Raw genomic sequence first — 20131 nt, forward strand, 5'->3', positions numbered from 1 at the left:
GGTTTCTTGCCACTTTGGAGCCAGAACCCAGTCAGCGGTATATGATTTTACCGCTGACTGGAGACACTTACGGCTTCAAAACAGCTGCGCGTGTCACTCCCCGCGCTGGGCCTTGATGATCTCGTCCGAGACCGACTTCGGCACCTCGGCGTAAGAGTCCATCTGCATGGTGAACATGGCGCGGCCCTGGGTCTTGGAACGCAGGTCGCCGATGTAGCCGAACATCTCGGACAGCGGGACCTTGGCGTCGATGACCTTGACGCCGGTGGCATCGGTCATGGACTGGATGTTACCACGACGCTGGTTCAGATCGCCGATGACGTCGCCCATGTACTCCTCCGGAGTACGGACTTCGACGGCCATGATCGGTTCCAGGATGACGGGCTTCGCCTTGGGAGCGGCTTCCTTGAACGCCATCGAACCGGCGATTTTGAAGGCCATTTCCGAGGAGTCGACCGGGTGCATCTGGCCGTCGTAGACCGTGGCCTTGACGCCGACCACCGGGAAGCCGGCGAGCACGCCGGATTCCATGGCTTCCTTGACACCGGCCTCGATGGGTCCGATGAACTCGGCGCTGATGTGGCCACCAGTAACCTTGTTCTCGAACTCGAAGGTCTCGCCGGCCTCGGTGTCGAGGGGCTCGAAGTTCATGAACACCTTTGCGAACTGGCCGGAACCACCGGTCTGCTTCTTGTGGGTGTAGACCTCGTTGAGCACGGGCTTGCGGATGGTCTCGCGGTAGGCGACCTGCGGCTTGCCGACGTTGCACTCGACCTTGAACTCGCGGCGCATACGGTCGACGATGATGTCGAGCTGGAGCTCGCCCATACCTGCGATCAGGGTCTGGCCGGACTCTTCGTCGGTGGTGACCTGGAAGGTCGGATCCTCGTCGGAGAGCTTCGCGAGGGCGATGCCCATCTTCTCCTGGTCGGCCTTGGTCTTCGGCTCCACGGCCACCTGGATGACGGGATCCGGGAAGGTCATGGATTCAAGGGAGATCGGGGCCTTCTCGTCGCACAGGGTGTCACCGGTGGACACGTTCTTCAGACCGACGAACGTGTAGATGTTGCCGGCTTCGGCGGCGTCGACCGGGTTCTCCTTGTCGGCGTGCATCTGGAAGATCTTGCCGATGCGCTCCTTCTTGCCCTTGGTGGAGTCGAGCACGTTGTCGCCGGGCTTGACGGCACCGGAGTAGACGCGCACGAACACGAGCTTGCCGTAGAACGGGTGGGTCGAGATCTTGAAGACCAGGGCCGCGAACGGGTCGGAGGTCAGCGGCTTGCGGTCGATCTCGACGGACTCGTCGCCCGGCTTGAAGCCCTTGATGGACGGAACGTCCTTGGGAGACGGCAGGAAGTCGATGACGGCATCGAGCATCGGCTGCACGCCCTTGTCCTTGAACGCGGAACCGCACAGAACCGGGTACGCCTTGCGCTCGATGGTGAGCTTGCGGATACCGGCGCGGATCTCGTCCTCGGTCAGTTCGCCGGACTCAAGGTACTTCTCGGTCAGCTCGTCGCTGGCCTCGGCGACGTCGTCCAGCAGCTGAGCGCGGTATTCCTCGGCCTTGTCCTGCAGGTCGGCGGGGATGTCGACGGTGTCGTAGTGGGCACCCTGATCGGTGGAGACGTCGTTCCAGACGTACGCCTTCATGCGGATCAAGTCGACGACGCCGGCGAAGTCGTTCTCAGCGCCGATCGGCAGCTGCACGACGAGCGGCTTGGCGCCGAGCTTGTCCTTGATGGTCTGCACCGAGAAGTAGAAGTCGGCACCGAGCTTGTCCATCTTGTTGATGAAGCAGATGCGCGGCACGCCGTACTTGTCGGCCTGACGCCACACGGTCTCGGACTGGGGCTCCACGCCTTCCTTGCCGTCGAAGACGGCGACGGCGCCATCGAGCACGCGCAGGGAGCGCTCAACCTCGGCCGTGAAGTCCACGTGGCCGGGGGTGTCGATGATGTTGATCTGGAACTTTTCCTTGGTGTCGTGGGACTGACGGTTCCAGAAGCAGGTGGTGGCGGCGGACTGGATGGTGATGCCGCGCTCCTGCTCCTGAGCCATGAAGTCCATCGTCGAAGCGCCGTCGTGGGTCTCACCGATCTTGTAGTTCTTGCCGGTGTAGAAGAGGATGCGCTCGGTGGTGGTGGTCTTACCGGCATCGATGTGTGCCATGATGCCGATGTTGCGGATCATGCGCAGATCCGTAAGCACGTCTAGTGCCATTGCTGTTCCTTGCTCTCGATCTCGAAATTACCAGCGGTAGTGAGCGAAGGCCTTGTTGGCCTCTGCCATCTTATGAGTATCCTCGCGGCGCTTGACAGAAGCACCGAGGCCGTTGGAGGCGTCGAGGATCTCGTTGGCGAGACGCTCGGCCATCGTCTTCTCGCGACGGGCGCGGGAGAAGTCGGTCAGCCAGCGCAGCGACAGCGTGTTGGCGCGGGCGGGCTTGACCTCGACCGGCACCTGGTAGGTGGCGCCACCGACACGGCGGGAACGCACCTCGAGGGACGGACGGATGTTGTCAAGAGCGCGCTTGAGAACGGCGACCGGCTCCTGGTCGGTCTTCTCCTTGACCATGTCGAGCGCGGAGTACACGATGTCCTCGGCGATCGACTTCTTGCCGTCAAGCAGAATCTTGTTGATGAGCTGGGCCACGACGGTCGAGCCGTAGATCGGATCGGGCAGCAGCTGGTGCTTCTTAGCAGGTCCTTTACGTGACATTTCTCTTACTTCGCCTTCTTTGCTCCGTACAGGGAACGACCCTGCTTGCGGTCCTTGACACCCTGGGTATCGAGCGCGCCACGCACGATGTGGTAACGCACACCCGGCAGATCCTTGACACGGCCGCCGCGCACGAGCACGATGGAGTGCTCCTGCAGATTGTGGCCTTCGCCCGGGATGTAGGCGGTGACTTCGATGCCCGAGGACAGGCGCACACGAGCGACCTTACGCAGAGCCGAGTTCGGCTTCTTCGGGGTGGTGGTGTAGACACGGGTGCACACGCCGCGGCGCAGCGGGCTGCCCTTCAGAGCCAAAGTCTTCGACTTCTTCGGCTTTGCCTGACGTCCCTTACGGACGAGCTGTTCAATAGTAGGCAACTTGAATTCTCCGATTCAGTGGTTTCTTCCTTTTCGTGAAGCCGCCGCACTGCAGCCCACGCCCACGACCATGAATCGTCATAAGCAGCCACAGTCCACCGGCCCGATGGCCCGTATCTCTTTCACAGTCCGCATTGCTGCGCGCGATCCAATCAAGATCCGGGATATCCCAGCGCGTGCTCCTATCACATAAGGCGCACCACTGGCACACACAAGTATCTATATTACTTCCACCGCGGACAACGACACGCTTGTCGTGACGGCAGACAAGACAGGCAGATAAACGAAAACCCTCCGCATGGGAGGGTTTTCAGTGGGGTGGATAACGCGGCTTGAACGCGCGACCTTCTGAACCACAATCAGATGCTCTACCAACTGAGCTATATCCACCATGTGAGTCGTTCCAGCGAACTGGATTAACGCAACAGAGGGATACTATACACGAAATATCAAGCCGCGTCATCGCGGCGTGTCGCGCAGCCGCCCAGTATCATTCACTGCGCGATTTTGTGCGTTTCCACCTCGACAGACGGGCGATATGTTCACTTCTGTGCGATTTTTTGGGCACATGAAAACACCTGCAAACATTATGTTTTTTACGGTCTTCAAACTTGAATATGTTCGTTTCCATAGGTACAATGAAACACGAAGGCCGGAGTTGTTATCATCAGGGGAATCCTGTTGATTGCAATGAAGCGCACAAAGCAGTAGCGCAACGTCTTCACGATAATTAAATACCGAGGCAAACAGAAACAATGCAGCACGCAAGCGAAGCAGTGCGAAGCGACACGATGATGAGTACGCCATCAGAAGACATCGCCATACGGCAACGACATCATCGTTCGGCGACACAGTGTGGAGCGTATTACGCTGAGCAGCTCAGCCTGAGATATCCGCGGTAGTTGTGAGCCGCAGACGGGAAGAGTACAACAGCGAAGAGGCAGAGAATCCGCAGAGCCGGCAACGCAGCTACGGCCGCAGTTGACGAGGAAGCGGCACAATGCCGGCTCTGCTGCAACGTGACCACACCTTTCATAACAGAAGAGACTCCTTTCGCAAGGGCGCCGGATGCTGATCCACATCCGGCGCCTTTGTTTATGGCGCGCGGTCTGCGGAACGCGGCCTGCGTCACGCGGCCGTACATGACCCATGCGCGGTACACTCGCTACATACCCTGATGCATCCGCACCACGACACAGCGCGACAAGGAGCCGACATGCTGTCTTTCGGAAACGATTATTCCTATGGGGCCTGCCCCGAGATCCTCGACCGTCTCGCGCGGACCAACGACACGGCGTTCCCCGGATACGGCAGCGACGCGGCCTGCGAAGATGCCAAGCGCAGGATCCGCGAAGCATGCGAGACGCCCGACGCCGACGTGTGGTTCCTCGTCGGCGGCACGCAGACCAACCAGACCGTGATCGACACCATGCTCGCCCCGTACGAAGGCGTCGTCACCGTTGATTCCGGCCATCCGAACGTGCACGAGGCCGGCGCCATCGAGTCGACCGGCCACAAGGTGATCACGCTCCCCCATCACGCGGGCAAGCTCGACGCCGCCGAGCTCGACGACTATTGCGCCACCTTCTATGCCGACGACAACCACGAGCACATGGTGTTCCCCGGACTGGTCTACATCTCGCACCCCACCGAGTACGGCACGATCTACGGCAAGGCCGAGCTTGAGGTCATCGCCGAGACCGCCCACCGGCACGGCATGCCGCTGTTCGTGGACGGCGCACGACTCGGCTACGGACTGACCGCCGCCGGCACCGACGTGACGCTGCCGGACCTCGCCCGCATCGCCGACGTGTTCTACATCGGAGGCACCAAGGTCGGCGCGCTGTTCGGCGAGGCCGTCGTCTTCACCAAGGGCAATACGCCGAAGCATTTTCTCACGCAGATCAAGCAGCACGGCGCATTGCTGGCCAAAGGTTGGCTGCTCGGGCTTCAGTTCGGCACGCTGTTCACCGATGACCTGTACCTGCGCATCGCAGCCAACGCGAACCGGCAGGCGGACCGGATCCGCGAGGCGCTGCGCGAGCGCGGCTACACACTGACCTTCGAGGCGCCGACGAACCAGGTCTTCGTCACCTTGGACCATCCGACCATCGAACGGCTGCAGGCCCATGTACGCATGGGCTTCATGGAGAAGGCCGACAACGAGCATACGGTGATGCGCCTGTGCACCAGCTGGGCGACGACCGACGAGCAGGTTGACCAGCTCATCGCGTTGCTGTGAACAGCCGCGAGGCCGACGCCGGGCCTAGGCCTTCGCGTCGGCGATGGCCTCGCGCTCCATGGCGACGAACTTCGCGACCGACGCCTCGACCGAATAATCGGCCTTCGCGTGTTCGGCATACCGTCCGCCCCAAACGGCCAGCTCGTGCGGATGATCGATCCACCAATCGATGCGCCGGGCGAGCATCGCCACGTCGCGAGCCGGGAACAGGGACTCGTCCAACAACGCGAACTGGCTCGCCGCGCTCAACTCGGCGGATGCGATCACGGGCACCAGCCCCGACGCCATGCCCTCGATGACGCTCAACGATTCGATGTCCACGATCGACGGATGCACGAACAGGTCACATGAGCGCAGCAGCGCCGGCATCTCGGCGTTCTTGTGGAACCCGATTTGCGCCTTGCGCTCCAGAAGCCGGTCGGCGCGGAACCGCAGGTAATGCTGCAACGGCCCGGTTCCGCAGACGATCAGTTCGATGTCCTTCGCGTGACGGCAGCGAGAAATCGCCTTGATCAACGTGATCTGGTCCTTCTCATGGGAAAGACGCCCCGAGGCGACGATGCGGAACGGCACCGGCGCGGGGGCTCCGTCCGAACGCTGCCGTTTGGGGGTGAACCGCGGCACGTAGCCGTTTGATATCACGTGCAGCTTCGCCTTGTACCCGTGCGCGCGCAACTGTCCGGCGATCATTTCGGTGGGCGCGTGGATATGGCCGATGCGCCGGTACAGCCAGAAGCGGAACAGGGCGTACAGAAAACCCGACATCCCAGGCAGGTATTTCAGCGGACCGGCCGAATACATGACATTCTCCGGCTGGAGGTGGAATCCCGCGGTCACGGGAATACCCATGCTCCGCGCGACCTTGTACGCGCACCGCCCGAACTTGAACGGCAGATACAGATGCACGACATCCGCTCCGGCGAACGCCGTGCGGAACAGCGTATCGCTTGGCTTGGCGAACTGCATCTGTTGTTTGGCGGCCACCCAGGAGACCAGCGGCACCTTGTTGACCCGTGCCGGATATTCGGGGGCGCCGATGCCGACGAGTCTGACATGGTGACCCTGCCGCTCCAATTCGTGCGCATACTGCAATGCGGAGTTCGACGTGCCGTTGCCCTTGTTGCCGATGGTGTCCATGACCAGCACGATGGTCATGGGGCGATCCAAGACCGACCTGTCCTGGGGGTGCGGTTCTTCGTTCTTGTTGTCTCGCATTGTTTCATCCTATCTCGCAGTCTCGCGAATCACGACCGAGACGCGCACGGTGGCCGGCCACATGCCTTCGCCGCATGTCTCCATGGCCGCGTCCTCGTTGACGCAATGTACTCGGCCTCCCCCCCCCCTGAACGTTGGCCCGGCGCGGGTTAACCGCCCGGTAAGAACTATTGTCACGCGGGCGGATTGCCGACGCAAGCGTCCGGTCATACGGGAAATCTATGACCGCCTATCATGACGAACGATGCCGACGTCCGGAGGATGTCCGGACGTCGGCATCATTTACCGACATGCCGTTCCTCGAGCCGTGCGATACGTGCCCGGAGAACGGTTTGCCGTCAGGACTCGCGCCTCTTGCGCCCCGTCAGCGCGCAGCCGGCGGCCATCATCGAGACCGCGAGCACGCCAACCGGCACGATCGAGGCGCCGGTCGCGGCGATGGACTGGTTCTTGTCCTTGCCGGCGTTCTTGTCGGCATCCTTGTCGGTGTTCGGCTTCTGGCCGTCGCCCGGAGTCGTCGTACCCGGCTCGTCGCCCGGATCCGGATTCGGGTTGGGATCCGGGTCAGGATCAGGCTTCGGCGTCGGGTCAGGATCGGGTTCAGGATCAGGCTTCGGATCCGGGTCGGGATCGGCTTTCTCCGCCACCGTGACCGTCACCGAGGCCGTCACCGACGGCACCGCGACGGATGCGACGGTGACTGTGGCCGTACCGGCCTTCAGCGCCTTCACCGTGCCGTCCTCGCCGACGCTGACCGCGTCACCTGCGACCGTCCACGTGACCGACTGGTCGACGGCATCCTCGGGGGTGACCGTGACACCGAGACCAACGCTCTGGCCGACGGTCATGTCCAGCTTGCCGTCCTTGACTCCCTCGCCGGTGACGGCGAGGCCGGTGACCTGAGGCGCCTCCGGCATCTCAACGCCGACGAACCGGGCGTCCGCCCAATCCGCGTGATCGCCCCACGTCTCGCTGCCCGCGCCGACGGCCAGCGTGATGGTCTTGGCGCCTTCGGGGATGTCGACGGAGACCTTCGCCATCGGCGTGTCGTGCTGCATCGCCGTCTTCTCGAAGACGACCTCACCATCGATCATCACCTGGAAGTCGACATTTGCGTGGTCGCGGTCGACGCCGGTCAGCTCGCGGTCCACGCCGACGTACGCCTCGAAGCGGATCGCCCCGAGATCGGACACGTCGTACACGATGCGCGAGGCCGCGTGGGTGCCGATGCCCTTGTCGAACGTCTGCTCCTTCTCGCCGTCCCACAGCGTGATCGTGTTGTTGCCGCAGCTCTTGTCCTTGCGCACCGGGTTGGTGTTGGGGTCGCCGGACGTGGCCGACTCCCACGCCAGATCGGAGGCGTAGACGCTGTCCGTGCCGGTCACGGCAACCTTATAGGAGACGGTGCTGCCGCCGGACGTGACGTCCAGCTCGAACGTGTTGTCGCCCTGGTATACGGTGACGTCCCGGGTGAGGCTTCCCTGCTGCGCATCGCCGACTGGGACCCTCTTCGAGCCGTTCACCCGCATCAGCTGCAATGTGGCAGTCGGGTCGAAGGACGAGGCGACGACCTGCGTCTTGGAGCGCATCGTCGACACCGTATACTGCAGGCGTCCGTGCTCCACCGAGATGGCGTTGCCACCGACCGACAGCGCTGCCAGACCCGTGTCAACGCCGCCAATGCGGTCGATCACGAAACGGTAGGTGTTGGCGGTGATGCCGTCGGTCGCGGTGACCGTGGCTTCGATGACGTTGCGGCCACGCGCCAGCTTCACGTCGGCGCCCGTGGCGTCGATGGCCTTGCCGTTCAACGTCGCCTTGACGCTGGCATCGGCATCCGTCGCCTTGAACGCCGCGCGTGCGGTGAGGGCCGAGTCCGCGCCGAAGTAGTACAGCGTGCCCGGCTTGAAGTCGAACGACTTGGACAGGCCGTCGATGGTGGCGGACGACAGCGTGGCCACCGAGGACGGGTGCCCGTCCAGCGGGTCGGCGGACGTGCCGGGGGTCGGCGCCGTGGCGGTCGAGGCGCTCACCCGTACGTTGACGACGGAGCCGGGCATGCGCCGGGCGCCGGCGATGACGTAGGTGCGGACCGTTGTCTCGCCTTCGCCGACCGCGGTGATCGTGCCGTCCTGGTCGACCGAGGCGACCGCCGCGTCGTCGGACACGTACGCGATGCTGCCGGTGACGGGGACGAGACCGTCCGCGCCGACCTTGGCCGAATCGTCGCTGACGTTCACCTCGGAGGCACCCATATTGGCCAGGTCGATACCGGCCTTGACGCCGACGTCGTACGTGTTGCCGCCGAACACGACCTGCTTGCATCCGTTGAGACGGAACAGGCGCGATCCCGACACCTGGCTCACCGACGCGGTCGCATCGATTCGGCGGGTGTCTCCGACGGCGAGCGCCACGTCCGCGTCGCCGCCCAGCGTGACCGTATCGTCGGGGTTCTCACGGTAGATCTTGTTGTCGCGGAAGGTCAGGTCGCTGACGCTCTTCGCGTTGAGCACCCGGTTGCCGTTGACGTAGAAGGTGTTGCCTTCGATCGTCATGTTCTTGTGCACGGTGTCGGTGGTGGACACGGTCGGGTTCGTCGGCTCCACCAGGATCGCGTCGGATCCGCTGCGGCGGAACGTGTTGCCGCGGATCGTCACGTCGCGGGTCGGGCCGGATTCGTACCAGCTCTGCGCATCGTTGGAGATGTAGATGCCGGCCATGCCCATGCCGTCGAACAGGTTGTTCTCGATGGTCACCTTCTTGCGGGTGGTGACCAGGATGCCGCGGGTCGGCGTCTCCTTGAAGACATTGTCGTGGATGTTGACCTCGGGCGTGTACGTGATGTTCTCCACCACGTGGCTGTTGACCGCGACGGCGGAGGGGATGGCGCTGTCGAGCGTGAGGACGATGTCGGTCAGGCTGCCCGACCCCGCGCCCATGTCACCGCCCTGGCCGTCGGGCCCGTCGACGGCGGTGACGGTGCGCACGGAGTCGGAGACCGGGAGCATGTCGCCCTTGGTCATGAACTCGACCTGGTCGCCGACGAAGAACGACGGGAATCCGGCGGTCTCGTTGTGCATGTAGCGCACCTTGATCTTGGTGTCGGAGATCTTCTCCACCACCTGCAGGAAGGTGCCATGCACGTTGATCGGGTCGTCATGCGGGTTGGAGAAGCTGGAGTTCACGACGGTGATGACGCCCTTGCAGCCCGACATCTGCACGAAGTCGGCGTATCCTGCGGTGCTGCGGCCGGTGCCTTCGCCGGCGCCGAAGTTCAGCCCGTCCATCGTGATGGTGTCGGTCGACTGGCCGACCACGCCGAAGCCGTGCAGGAAGCGGAAGTCGATGCCCTTGAGCGTGACGTCCTTGTCCTTCCACAGGAACACGCCCGGGTGGTCTCGCGTGGTCTGTCGCATCTGATAGCTGATGCCCGTGGCGTTGGCGAGCTTGTCGCTCATCGACGAGTACGAGAAGACCAGCCGGTGGTTGCCGGCGTCGGTGACGCCGGTGACGTTCTGGAATATGGGGTTGGTCCATACGTCGCCGCGCACGGTCAGTCCGGTCTTCGTGTCATAGAGCTGCACGTACGGCAGGGCGTTGCTTGCCGTCCAGTACGTGGCGCCGGTGTACGGGCTGGAATCGGAATACCATTCGATGTTCGAGCCCGACAGCCTGTAGTTGTATTCCTCGGGCACGTACACGGTCGCGGTCTTGGCGCCCGCATCCACCTTTTCGACGGTCAGGTCGATGACCGTCGGCACCTGGAAGTCCACGCTGAAGTTCTTGAACGTCACGTTCTGGCTGTTGATGGCCGCGAACGTCGTCATCTTGCCGTGGAACACGAAATCCGAACCCTGGCCGTCGACGGTGATGTTCTTCGTGTCCTCAAGCAGGATGCCGATCTTCTTGTCCTTGTAGGACGAGTTCGTGCCGACGGTGTTCGATACGTACAGGGTGCGCCGCTCGGCCTTGTCGGGATAGATGTCGTAGCGCCCCTTGGGGAACGCGATGGTGACGTTCTTGCCTTCGGCGGCGAGTTCCTTGGCTTTGTCGACCGCCTTGATGATTGCGGGGGCGCTGTCTTCGCCGCTATCGGCGGCGGCCCCGTAATCGGCGACCGAGACGACGTCTCCTCCGGCCGCCTGCGCGGTGTTCGTGGAGAACAACGGCGCCAGGCATATGAGAGCCGCCACTAAGGCCGCCGTCACCCCCCCCCCGGCCGCTCTCCTATACGCTCTCCTATGATATCCAGCACGACTCATGGTGCTTCCTTCCCTCAGGGGTTGTCGATTATGACAGGCGCGGCAAGGAAGGCGACCTCTATGCCGTCCTCACGCCGCAGACGGAACCGCACAGGTATCATCCATGATTTTTACGGCTCCTGATTATGTAAACTATAATGGCATTACATTAAGACACGGCGTCGAAACGTCGAAATACGGTATCCCCCCGGTGGCACAATGAGACCATGACTGAAACCAGCGCTTTTGCAAGTTCCCTCCCCTCCCATCGCCCGCTGGGCACGCCGCTGGGGGCACATCCCACCCGCGTGCTGTTCCTCGGCTCGGGTGAGCTCGGCAAGGAGGTCACCATCGAGCTGATGCGTCTCGGCGCATGGGTGTGCGCGGCCGACTCGTACACCGGTGCGCCCGCCCAGCAGGTGGCGAACGAGGCACGCGTGCTGGATATGGCCGACGCGGCCCGGCTGCGCGCGCTGTTCGACGAGGTGCGCCCCGACATCATCGTGCCGGAGGTCGAGGCGATCGCGACCGGCGAGCTGTCGGATGCCGCGGCGCGCGGCGTCCAGGTGGTGCCGAGCGCCGAAATCGCCGCCATCTGCATGGACCGCGAGCGGCTGCGCGTGCTCGCGCACGAGGATCTGGGGCTGCCGACCACGCCGTACCGTTTCGCCGGGTCGTTGGAGGAGCTGCGCGCCGGGGCGCGGGAGGTCGGGTACCCGTGCGTGGTCAAGCCGGTAATGAGCTCGTCCGGGCATGGGCAGTCGGTCGTGCGCGGGGCGGACGCGATCGACGCCGCATGGGTCGAGGCGCAGGAGGGTCGGCGCGCCGCCGACGAGGGCGACGTGTCGCGCGTGATCGTCGAGGCGTTGGCGCCGCTGGATTATGAGCTGACGGTGCTGACGGTGAGCTCGTCGGCCGGCGTGGTCACGTGCGCGCCTATCGGGCAGAGGCAGGAAAGCGGTGACTACCGGGAATCCTGGCAGCCCGCGGCGGCCGATGGCGAGGTGCTGGAAAGGGCGCGTGCCATCGCCTGTACCGCGGTGCAGGGGCTGGTCGACAAGGCCACGGCATCGGGCGAAACCGGATGGGGCGTGTTCGGCGTGGAGCTGTTCGTACTGACCGATGGATCGATCCTGTTCAACGAGGTCTCCCCCCGCCCGCATGACACGGGCATGGTGACGCTGATCTCCCAGAGGCTGAGCGAGTTCGCGCTGCACGCGCGGGCGATCCTCGGCCTGCCCGTCACCGAAGGGCATGTGGCGCTGGCGATGGGCGACGGGCAGACCGCCGCGAGCCACGCCATCGTGGTCGCCGGCGACGGCGAGGCGGAATTCACCGGAGTGGAGAATGCGCTGGCCGAACCCGGCACCGACCTGCGGATCTTCGCCAAGCCGCGAGTGCATGGACACCGCCGCATGGCCGTGTCGCTGGCCATCGGGACGGACGCCGGTGACGCGCGGCGCAAGGCCGCCGATGTCGCCGATGCGCTGACCATCACCGTGCGCTAGCGCCACACGAAGACCGCGGTACATCTTTCATCTCTATCCGGCGAAAGTCCCATCCGGTTCAACTCCAATGGGACTTTCGCCGGATAACACGCAGCTGAACACACAGCCAAACGCGCAACCAAACACGGGATCAAGTACACAGCCATAGGCCTCCTTCATCCCGCCAGAGTCCCGTTTCGGACGGTACAGGTGGGATCATGCGCGGATAGCAGCCGCAGCGAGCGTGTTAGCGCTGCGCATGTAGCCGCCCATTGGTATTCTTTTACCGTTAGTTCACCCAGAAATTCCGCTCCTCAAGCATGATTTGGAAGGCGATTATGGAGAAATTGGAAAAGCTCTACGAGGGCAAAGCCAAGCAGCTGTACGCGACCGACGACCCGGAGGTCCTGTGGGTCGAATACAAGAACACCGCCACGGCCGGCGACGGCGAGAAGAAGGAGGACTTCACCGGCAAGGGCCGACTGAACAACCTCATCACCACGATCATCTTCGACCTGCTCAAGAAGCGCGGCATCGACAGCCACCTGATCAAGCGCGTGAACGCGACCGGCCAGCTGGTGCGCAAGGTGAACATGTTCCCGCTGGAGATCGTGCTGCGCAACGTCGCGGCCGGCCACTTCTGCTCCCGTCTAGGCGTGGAGGAAGGTCTGCCCCTCAAGGAGCCGGTGCTCGAATACTTCATTAAGAACGATGACCTGCATGATCCGTTCGTCAACGACGACGATCTGGTCGCCCTGGGCGTGTGCACCCGCCAGGACCTCGCCGAGATCGCGCCGCTCGCCCGCAAGATCAACGAGGCCCTGATCGAGATCTTCGCCAAGATCGACGTCAAGCTGGTGGACTTCAAGATCGAGATGGGCCGCGCGTCCGACGGCACGCTGCTGCTCGCTGACGAAATCACCCCGGATTCCTGCCGCCTGTGGGATCAGAAGGATCACTCCGGCAAGGTCGAGCACCTTGACAAGGACCTGTTCCGCCGCGGCCTGGGCAGCATCATCCCCGCCTACGAGGAGATCGAGGAGCGACTTGCCGAGCTCGCCAAGTCCGAGGGCATCGAGGTCACCGAGTAATTCATCCAAGCGCAAGTAGCAGAACATAATGTTGGCTCCCCTCTGGAGGGGAGCTGTCGCCGATAGACGACTGAGGGGAGGTTAAGGCGTTCACTGCCATGACATCTCCCCTCATTCAGCTTCGCTGACAGCTCCCCTCCAGAGGGGAGCCAAGTTCTTTCACCACGCCTCTTCATTTTTTGAATAACTTCTTAAGAAAGGATTCTCATGGTTTTTCGCGTGTACGTGGAGAAGAAGCCCGGCTTCGACGTGGAAGCCCAGCAGCTCGGCACCGAACTGAAGACCATCCTCGGCATCGATGGCCTGCGCAAGGTGCGCATCGTCAACCGCTATGACGTCGAGGGCATCTCCCAGGAGCTCTTCGAACAGGCCACGCCTACCGTGTTCAGCGAGCCGCAGGTGGATGACGCCTCCGCGGACCTGCCTGACTTCGGCGACGCGACGGTGTTCGCCACCGAGTTCCTGCCCGGACAGTTCGACCAGCGCGCCGACTCCGCCGCAGAGTGCATCCAGCTGATCTCGCAGGGTGAGCGTCCGACCGTGCGCTCCGCCAAGGTGTACGCGCTCGAAGGCACGCTCAGCGAGGCCGACGTCGATGCCATCAAGCATTACGTGATCAACCCTGTCGAGGCCCGCGAGGCGTCGCTGGAAGCCAAGACCACGCTGAAGACCCAGGTGCCCACCCCCGGCAAGGTCGAGACCATCGCCGGCTTCAACGAGATGGACGCCGCTGCCGGCCAGAAGTTCATCGACGAGCGCGGGCTCGCCATGGATCTGGCCGATCTTGAGTTCTGCCAAAAGTACTTCTCCGAAGAGGGACGCGAGCCCACGATCACCGAGATCAAGGTGATCGATACCTACTGGTCCGACCACTGCCGCCACACCACGTTCGGCACCGAACTGGACAAGGTCGACATCGACGACGCCGCGGTCAAGGCCGCTTTCGAACGCTATCTGGAGATGCGTCACGAGCTCGGCCGCGACGCCAAGCCCGTGTGCCTGATGGATATGGGCACGATCGGCGCGAAGTGGCTCAAGAAGAACGGCATCCTCACCGGTCTCGACGAGTCCGAGGAGATCAACGCCTGCACCGTCAAGGTGAAGGTCGACGTCAACGGCGAGGACGAGGACTGGCTGTTCCTGTTCAAGAACGAGACGCACAACCACCCCACAGAAATCGAGCCGTTCGGTGGCGCGGCCACCTGCATCGGCGGATGCATCCGCGACCCCCTGTCGGGCCGTTCCTACGTGTATCAGGCGATGCGCGTCACCGGTGCCGCCGATCCGACCGTGCCGGTCTCCGAAACGCTTGAAGGCAAGCTGCCCCAGCGCAAGCTCGTGACCACCGCGGCCTCCGGCTACAGCTCGTACGGCAACCAGATCGGGCTCGCCACCGGCCAGGTCGACGAGATCTACCACCCCGGCTATGTGGCTAAGCGCATGGAGGTGGGCGCGGTCGTGGCCGCCACCCCGGCCGACCATGTGCGCCGTGAGACCCCGGCCCCCGGCGACAGGATCATCCTGCTCGGCGGTCGCACCGGCCGTGACGGCATCGGCGGCGCCACCGGTTCGTCGAAGGCTCACAACGTGGAGTCGCTGGAACTCGACGGCGCCGAAGTGCAGAAGGGCAACGCGCCCGTCGAGCGCAAGCTGCAGCGCCTGTTCCGCCGCGGCGACGCCTGCCGACTCATCAAGCGCTGCAACGACTTCGGTGCCGGCGGCGTGTCCGTGGCGGTCGGCGAGCTGGCCGACGGTCTGTACGTGGACCTCAACACCGTTCCGAAGAAGTACGAGGGACTTGACGGCACCGAGCTGGCGATTTCCGAATCGCAGGAGCGCATGGCCGTGGACGTGGCAGCCGAGGATGTCGACGAGTTCCTGGGGTACGCCCGCGAGGAGAACCTCGAAGCCACGGTGATCGCCACCGTGACCGAGGACCCGCGCATGGTGATGACCTGGAACGGCGACAAGATCGTGAACCTGAGCCGCGAGTTCCTGGCGTCCAACGGCGCCTCCAAGCATCAGGTCGTGCGCGTCGAGGAGCAGGAGGCGTACGAGGTGCCCGCCTCGTGGCGCGAAGGCTCGCTGGCCGACCGCATGAACGCGGTCGTCACCGACCTCAACGTGGCATCGAACAAGGGTCTGTCCGAACGTTTCGATTCGACGATCGGAGCCGGAACCGTGCTCATGCCGTTCGGTGGACGCAAGCAGCTCACCCCGAACGAGGCCATGGTCGCCAAGCTCCCTGTGTTCGGCGAGACCACGACCGCTTCGGCCATGGCGTGGGGCTTCAACCCGTACATCATGTCGAAGAACCAGTTCACCGGCGCATACCTGTCGGTCGTCGAGTCGCTGTCGAAGCTGGTCGCGGCCGGTTTCGAACACGAGAAGGCGTACCTGAGCTTCCAGGAGTACTTCGAGAAGCTGCGCGACGAGCCGGAACGCTGGGGCAAGCCAACGGCCGCCGTGCTTGGTGCGCTGATGGCGCAGGTCGACCTCGGCGCCGGCGCGATCGGCGGCAAGGATTCCATGTCCGGTTCGTTCGAGAACCTCGACGTGCCTCCGACGCTGATCTCCTTCGCCGTGGCCGTAGGCAGCATGAAGCGCGCCACCTCCCCCGAGTTCAAGGGTGCCGGCCACCGCATCGTGCGTATCGCGCCGCGTTACCTGGCCGACGGCCTGACCCCGGACAAGAATGCGCTGCTTGAGGCGTTCTCGCTGGTCGAGGAGCTTACCGACCCGTCGCATCACATCGCGTTGGCCGTCTCCACGCCGGGCTACGGCGCGACTGCCGAGGCGCTGTTCAAGATGACGCTTGGTAACCGCATCGGCCTGACGCTCAACGAGAGCATCGCCGCGGACGACCTGTTCAAGCCTGCATACGGCTCGTTCATCATCGAGCTGGCGGACAACGAGAAAATCCCGGTGGCCTCCAACCTGGTCGAGGTCGGCGAGATCGGCACCACCACCGCCGAGTACGTGTTCAAGGCGGCGGGCGAGACGCTGGATCTGGCGAACGTGCAGGAGGCGTGGGAGTCCGGTATCGAATCCGTGTTCCCATACCGTTCCAAGAGCGACGAAGCCGGCAAGAGCGTCGAAACCATCACATTCAACGCGCCGAAGAAGACCGTGTACACGGGCGCCGGCGTCGCCAAGCCGCACGTCGTGATTCCGGTGTTCCCCGGCAACAACTGCGAGTATGATTCCGCCGCCGCCTTCGAGCGTGCGGGCGCGGACGTGACCACGCTGATCGTCAACAACCTGACGCCGGCCGCCGTCGCCGAATCGACGCAGGCGCTGGTGGACGAGATCAACAAGAGCCAGATCGTGATGATCCCCGGCGGATTCTCGGGCGGCGACGAGCCGGACGGCTCCGCGAAGTTCATCACCGCGTTCTTCCGCGCGCCCGCGGTCACCGAGGCCGTGCGCGACCTGCTCAAGAACCGCGATGGCCTGATGCTCGGCATCTGCAACGGCTTCCAGGCGCTCATCAAGCTGGGTCTGGTTCCGTATGGCGACATCGTGCCGATGACCGCCGAATGCCCGACGCTGACGTTCAACACGATCGGCCGTCACCAGAGCCGTCTGGTGCGCACTCGTGTCGCGTCGAACCTGTCGCCGTGGCTGTCGCGCACGGCCGTGGGCGACGTGCACACCGTGGCCATCTCGCATGGTGAAGGCCGCTTCGTCGCCGCCGAACCGGTGCTTGACCTGCTCAAGGCCAACGGACAGATCGCCACGCAGTACGTGGACGAGGCCGGCGTGCCCGGCATGGACCTGGCCGTGAACCCGAACGGCTCGCTGCTCGCCATCGAGGGCATCACCAGCCCGGACGGCCGCGTCTTCGGCAAGATGGGTCACTCGGAGCGCTCCGGCAACGGCCTGTACGTCAATGTGCCCGGCGACAAGTACCAGCCGATCTTCGAGGCCGGCGTCGGGTACTTCGCCGCGTGACGGTGATGACTGACTGATAACAGACTGGGGCGGGAACCTTCTCGGGTTCCCGCCCCAGTCTGTTGTTGATGAAGTATGGCCTCCGCGCGATACGCGGCGGTATGAATTACTCGGCCTTTGAGGGCGCGACAGGTTCTGCGACCGCCGCACCGTTCGCCACAGGAGCGCTGTTAACAGTGTTGTTGGCCAGTTGCTGATGCACGGTCTTCGCGATGTGACGGCTGACCATGAACCAAATCGCCCCGGCGACAACCACGACAAACGAAATCGGATAGATATACTCAGCGATTCCGTATCCATACTGCGAGGAAGGCAGTACGCCACGATCGTCAAAATCCCAACGCAGTGCATAGAAAGCGACTACAGCAAGCACCGAGAATACGATGGCCGCGATCGGCTTCTTCAACACTCCGAACAGCAGAATAAGCAGCGAAGACACCGCGATGACCGCCATGAGCGTAATGCATATGACAGCTTCCAGGTACATGCCGCCGAGCAGCTTCCCGGACTGGAGACCCGCGATGTAGATGCGCAGGAATGTCAGCAGCGACAGCCCCACCACATCCTTGTTGTGTAGACCGGCTTCCGCGGTGTATACCCGATCACCATACTGCTTCAGGTATTCTGCATAATCGCCCTTTGCTGAGGCGAACGGCAGGAAGAACGACACCGCCATCGCCACTGCGCCGACCACCAACAGCACATACGGAATGAGCTGCTTGGCGGGGAGCCTCTTCGAGACCTGTTGGCCTTGTGCTATATCTCCCATATTGTCACCTTTCTTTCCTGTGTTCTCGTATCATGTTTGATGACGGGTTGTGACCGTGCACGTGATACTGTGCACGAAGTGCTTAGTCATCGGGTATCAATCACTTGGGATTGGTCGTCGTCACGGTCACCGTGTACATTCCGGCTTCAGCAGTAGGCTCATACAAGCGCTCGATGACATCTTTAGCCTGTTTATTGGCAATTTTCAGCAGTTGTGTTCGGTCTAGCCGAGCTTCGGTCTTTTTCTTGGCGTCTTCCATCGCAGCTTTAGTGTCCTCTACATCCGCTGCGTTAAAGAAGGAATCAGACTTGTCAAAGAAACGCAGTGAATCTGGATTGACGGCCACCGACTGGATTTTCGGTGCAGGTAGCGTGATAGACACTGTTTTGGAGTCCTTGTCGATTTTTATCTGGGCCTTGGCCAGATCGACCCCCGCGCGCACCTCGTATGTGTAGAACATCGTGAACTGCTTCTTGTTCAGGAACGCAATACCACCGTCTTCGTATTTCTCGAAGCCGTAATCCGTTTCCTTAGCCGTGGTAAGATCCTGAATCTTCTCCAGCTGCTTAACGACGACTTCATTGGTCAATTCCGGTTGAGGATTGAAGAACTTGGTGATGGCACCACGAATCCATACTCCGGCGAACACAAAGATGACGGCGATGACGACCGCCAGAATGATTGTTGCTTTCAGGCTCATCTTGAATGATGAGCCATCTTTGTCGATGCGTGCACCCATTTTTCACCTTTTCTCTTTCATACTCTCGTCATCTCAATTCATGTGGCATCTGATGCAATCCAGTTCTGGCATACGTCTACAAAATGTATGGGCAAAACCGCGACGAGACATCAGTCGTCGACTGAATTCGAGCTGGTTCTCACCGGTTATGCAACACATTAGCGATGCACAATCAGCAACACAATAAGTATAACGTAAATATTGCGACATAATGCTATATCTGAGCTTGGTTATGATCCTTGTGCTGGTAACGTTGCCGAACCATCATGCACCGGTCGGCATCAACACGAGCCGCATAAGAAGGGAACGACAATGACATCACCGAGAAGTTCGATTTCCCAGTATCTCCCGCGAAATTGCACGAAGCCGTCCGATCCATGTTGTCATGCGGCGCCGCATTCTCACTACGCGAAGCAAATGACACCGAAATGAAAACGACATTCACTCCTTACGACAGCGACGATGTCCTGACAGCAACCGTGAACGGCAGCGGTGACGAGTCGAAGATAACGCTGTCTGCACAAGACTCGTCGAATACAGGGGCGCGCATCATGCGCTTTGCCACCGATTTGGCTGCCCGGTGGAAAGGGGCGAAGGCCGGAGCCGTGATTGGCGGGGAGCGTACAATGTGGGATATGAGCGAGCATGTGGAGCATGGATTCGGCCCGGTGTGGGACAGTGAATCGCGGATTCTGGTACTGGGGTCGATGCCCAGTCCGAAATCGCGGAAGGCGGCGTTCTACTATATGCACCCGCAGAATCGCTTCTGGCCGGTGATGCAGGCGTTGTTCGCCGACCCGGCGGATCCGTCTGATGTCACCGGCGACTCGCTGCAATCCCGCCGCGCATTCGCGATGCGCCACCATATCGCCTTGTGGGATGTCATCGCGTCCTGCGACATCACCGGGGCCAGCGACGCCAGCATCCGCAACGCCACGCCGAACGATCTGACGCCCCTGCTGCGCGATGCGCCGATCGCTCGCATATTCACCACCGGAGCGAAGTCGGCGCAACTCTATCGCAGACTCATCGAACCACGACTGGCCGCAACCGGCATCACCATCGGCATGACTCCGCTCCCCTCCACCAGTCCGGCCAACGCCTCGATGCGGCTGCCGGCGCTTATCGAAGCCTACCGACTGGCCTTCCAGAGCGCAGGCGCTCTTGAAATGGCGGATGAAACGGTCACTGGTCTCTGACGCGATCGCGGCGTGGACGGCGGTGCCGGGCAATCGACGCGCCCAACCGGCAGACCGGGATGAGATACAGGAACGGCGCCGCGAATCGTCAGCCTC

At 62.5% G+C, this 20131-nt stretch carries 12 protein-coding genes and 1 tRNA gene; 5 read left to right on the plus strand and 8 right to left on the minus strand.

Annotated elements, in window-relative coordinates; translation table 11 throughout:
- Positions 1–93: 93 nt before the first annotated feature.
- From fusA to BBBF_RS06425, 4 genes are all read right to left on the minus strand, one after another.
- Positions 94–2223, minus strand: coding sequence for an elongation factor G (gene fusA / locus BBBF_RS06410; RefSeq protein WP_003813832.1), 2130 nt, complete (start codon positions 2221–2223; stop codon positions 94–96).
- Positions 2224–2250: 27 nt separating this feature from the next.
- A complete protein-coding gene (gene rpsG / locus BBBF_RS06415) occupies positions 2251–2721 on the minus strand; it encodes a 30S ribosomal protein S7 (RefSeq protein ID WP_003813834.1) in 471 nt (156 codons plus the stop codon).
- 5 nt (positions 2722–2726) lie between these two features.
- On the minus strand, positions 2727–3098 hold the full coding sequence (gene rpsL / locus BBBF_RS06420; RefSeq protein WP_003813881.1) for a 30S ribosomal protein S12: 372 nt from the start codon (positions 3096–3098) through the stop codon (positions 2727–2729).
- 314 nt (positions 3099–3412) lie between these two features.
- Positions 3413–3488, minus strand: a tRNA-His gene (locus BBBF_RS06425).
- Between the two features lie 826 nt (positions 3489–4314).
- Here BBBF_RS06425 and BBBF_RS06430 point away from each other — a divergent pair.
- Complete coding sequence (locus BBBF_RS06430; protein ID WP_013363697.1) at positions 4315–5340, plus strand: threonine aldolase family protein; 1026 nt, start codon at positions 4315–4317, stop codon at positions 5338–5340.
- A 24-nt stretch (positions 5341–5364) separates the two neighbouring features.
- Here the strand turns inward: BBBF_RS06430 and BBBF_RS06435 are convergent, their stop codons facing one another.
- Positions 5365–6555 carry a glycosyltransferase gene (locus BBBF_RS06435; protein WP_021648620.1) on the minus strand — a complete coding sequence of 397 codons (1191 nt, stop codon included), beginning with the start codon at positions 6553–6555 and terminating at the stop codon, positions 5365–5367.
- 338 nt (positions 6556–6893) lie between these two features.
- Positions 6894–10748 carry an NPCBM/NEW2 domain-containing protein gene (locus tag BBBF_RS06440; RefSeq protein ID WP_033509931.1) on the minus strand — a complete coding sequence of 1285 codons (3855 nt, stop codon included), beginning with the start codon at positions 10746–10748 and terminating at the stop codon, positions 6894–6896.
- Between the two features lie 275 nt (positions 10749–11023).
- Between BBBF_RS06440 and purT the strand changes: the two genes are divergently transcribed.
- From purT to BBBF_RS06455, 3 genes are all read left to right on the plus strand, one after another.
- Positions 11024–12304: a formate-dependent phosphoribosylglycinamide formyltransferase gene (gene purT, locus BBBF_RS06445; protein WP_022173870.1), complete on the plus strand. Its 1281-nt coding sequence runs from the start codon at positions 11024–11026 to the stop codon at positions 12302–12304.
- Between the two features lie 317 nt (positions 12305–12621).
- On the plus strand, positions 12622–13374 hold the full coding sequence (gene purC / locus BBBF_RS06450; RefSeq protein ID WP_003813894.1) for a phosphoribosylaminoimidazolesuccinocarboxamide synthase: 753 nt from the start codon (positions 12622–12624) through the stop codon (positions 13372–13374).
- A gap of 207 nt (positions 13375–13581) precedes the next feature.
- The gene (locus BBBF_RS06455) at positions 13582–17328 is read left to right on the plus strand and encodes a phosphoribosylformylglycinamidine synthase (protein WP_014760472.1); all 3747 of its coding nucleotides are present in this window, start codon (positions 13582–13584) and stop codon (positions 17326–17328) included.
- A 106-nt stretch (positions 17329–17434) separates the two neighbouring features.
- Here the strand turns inward: BBBF_RS06455 and BBBF_RS06460 are convergent, their stop codons facing one another.
- A complete protein-coding gene (locus BBBF_RS06460) occupies positions 17435–18097 on the minus strand; it encodes a hypothetical protein (RefSeq protein WP_014760473.1) in 663 nt (220 codons plus the stop codon).
- Between the two features lie 100 nt (positions 18098–18197).
- Positions 18198–18836, minus strand: a complete 639-nt coding sequence (locus BBBF_RS06465; protein ID WP_017143514.1) for a DUF4230 domain-containing protein — start codon at positions 18834–18836, stop codon at positions 18198–18200.
- Between the two features lie 635 nt (positions 18837–19471).
- On the opposite strand from BBBF_RS06465, the gene BBBF_RS06470 reads away from it, so the two are divergent.
- Positions 19472–20035 carry a DNA-deoxyinosine glycosylase gene (locus BBBF_RS06470; RefSeq protein WP_013390104.1) on the plus strand — a complete coding sequence of 188 codons (564 nt, stop codon included), beginning with the start codon at positions 19472–19474 and terminating at the stop codon, positions 20033–20035.
- The last annotated feature ends 96 nt before the right edge of the window (positions 20036–20131 follow it).

It is taken from the genome of Bifidobacterium bifidum ATCC 29521 = JCM 1255 = DSM 20456 (assembly GCF_001025135.1).
GTDB lineage: Bacteria > Actinomycetota > Actinomycetes > Actinomycetales > Bifidobacteriaceae > Bifidobacterium > Bifidobacterium bifidum.

Coding starts and splice junctions, on each gene's coding strand:
- BBBF_RS06470 (WP_013390104.1), top strand. CDS start 19,472: ATGAGCGAGCATGTGGAGCATGGATTCGGCCCGGTGTGGGACAGTGAA.
- BBBF_RS06455 (WP_014760472.1), top strand. CDS start 13,582: ATGGTTTTTCGCGTGTACGTGGAGAAGAAGCCCGGCTTCGACGTGGAA.
- purT (WP_022173870.1), top strand. CDS start 11,024: ATGACTGAAACCAGCGCTTTTGCAAGTTCCCTCCCCTCCCATCGCCCG.
- fusA (WP_003813832.1), bottom strand. CDS start 2,223: ATGGCACTAGACGTGCTTACGGATCTGCGCATGATCCGCAACATCGGC.
- BBBF_RS06460 (WP_014760473.1), bottom strand. CDS start 18,097: ATGGGAGATATAGCACAAGGCCAACAGGTCTCGAAGAGGCTCCCCGCC.
- purC (WP_003813894.1), top strand. CDS start 12,622: ATGGAGAAATTGGAAAAGCTCTACGAGGGCAAAGCCAAGCAGCTGTAC.
- rpsG (WP_003813834.1), bottom strand. CDS start 2,721: ATGTCACGTAAAGGACCTGCTAAGAAGCACCAGCTGCTGCCCGATCCG.
- BBBF_RS06430 (WP_013363697.1), top strand. CDS start 4,315: ATGCTGTCTTTCGGAAACGATTATTCCTATGGGGCCTGCCCCGAGATC.
- BBBF_RS06435 (WP_021648620.1), bottom strand. CDS start 6,555: ATGCGAGACAACAAGAACGAAGAACCGCACCCCCAGGACAGGTCGGTC.
- BBBF_RS06465 (WP_017143514.1), bottom strand. CDS start 18,836: ATGGGTGCACGCATCGACAAAGATGGCTCATCATTCAAGATGAGCCTG.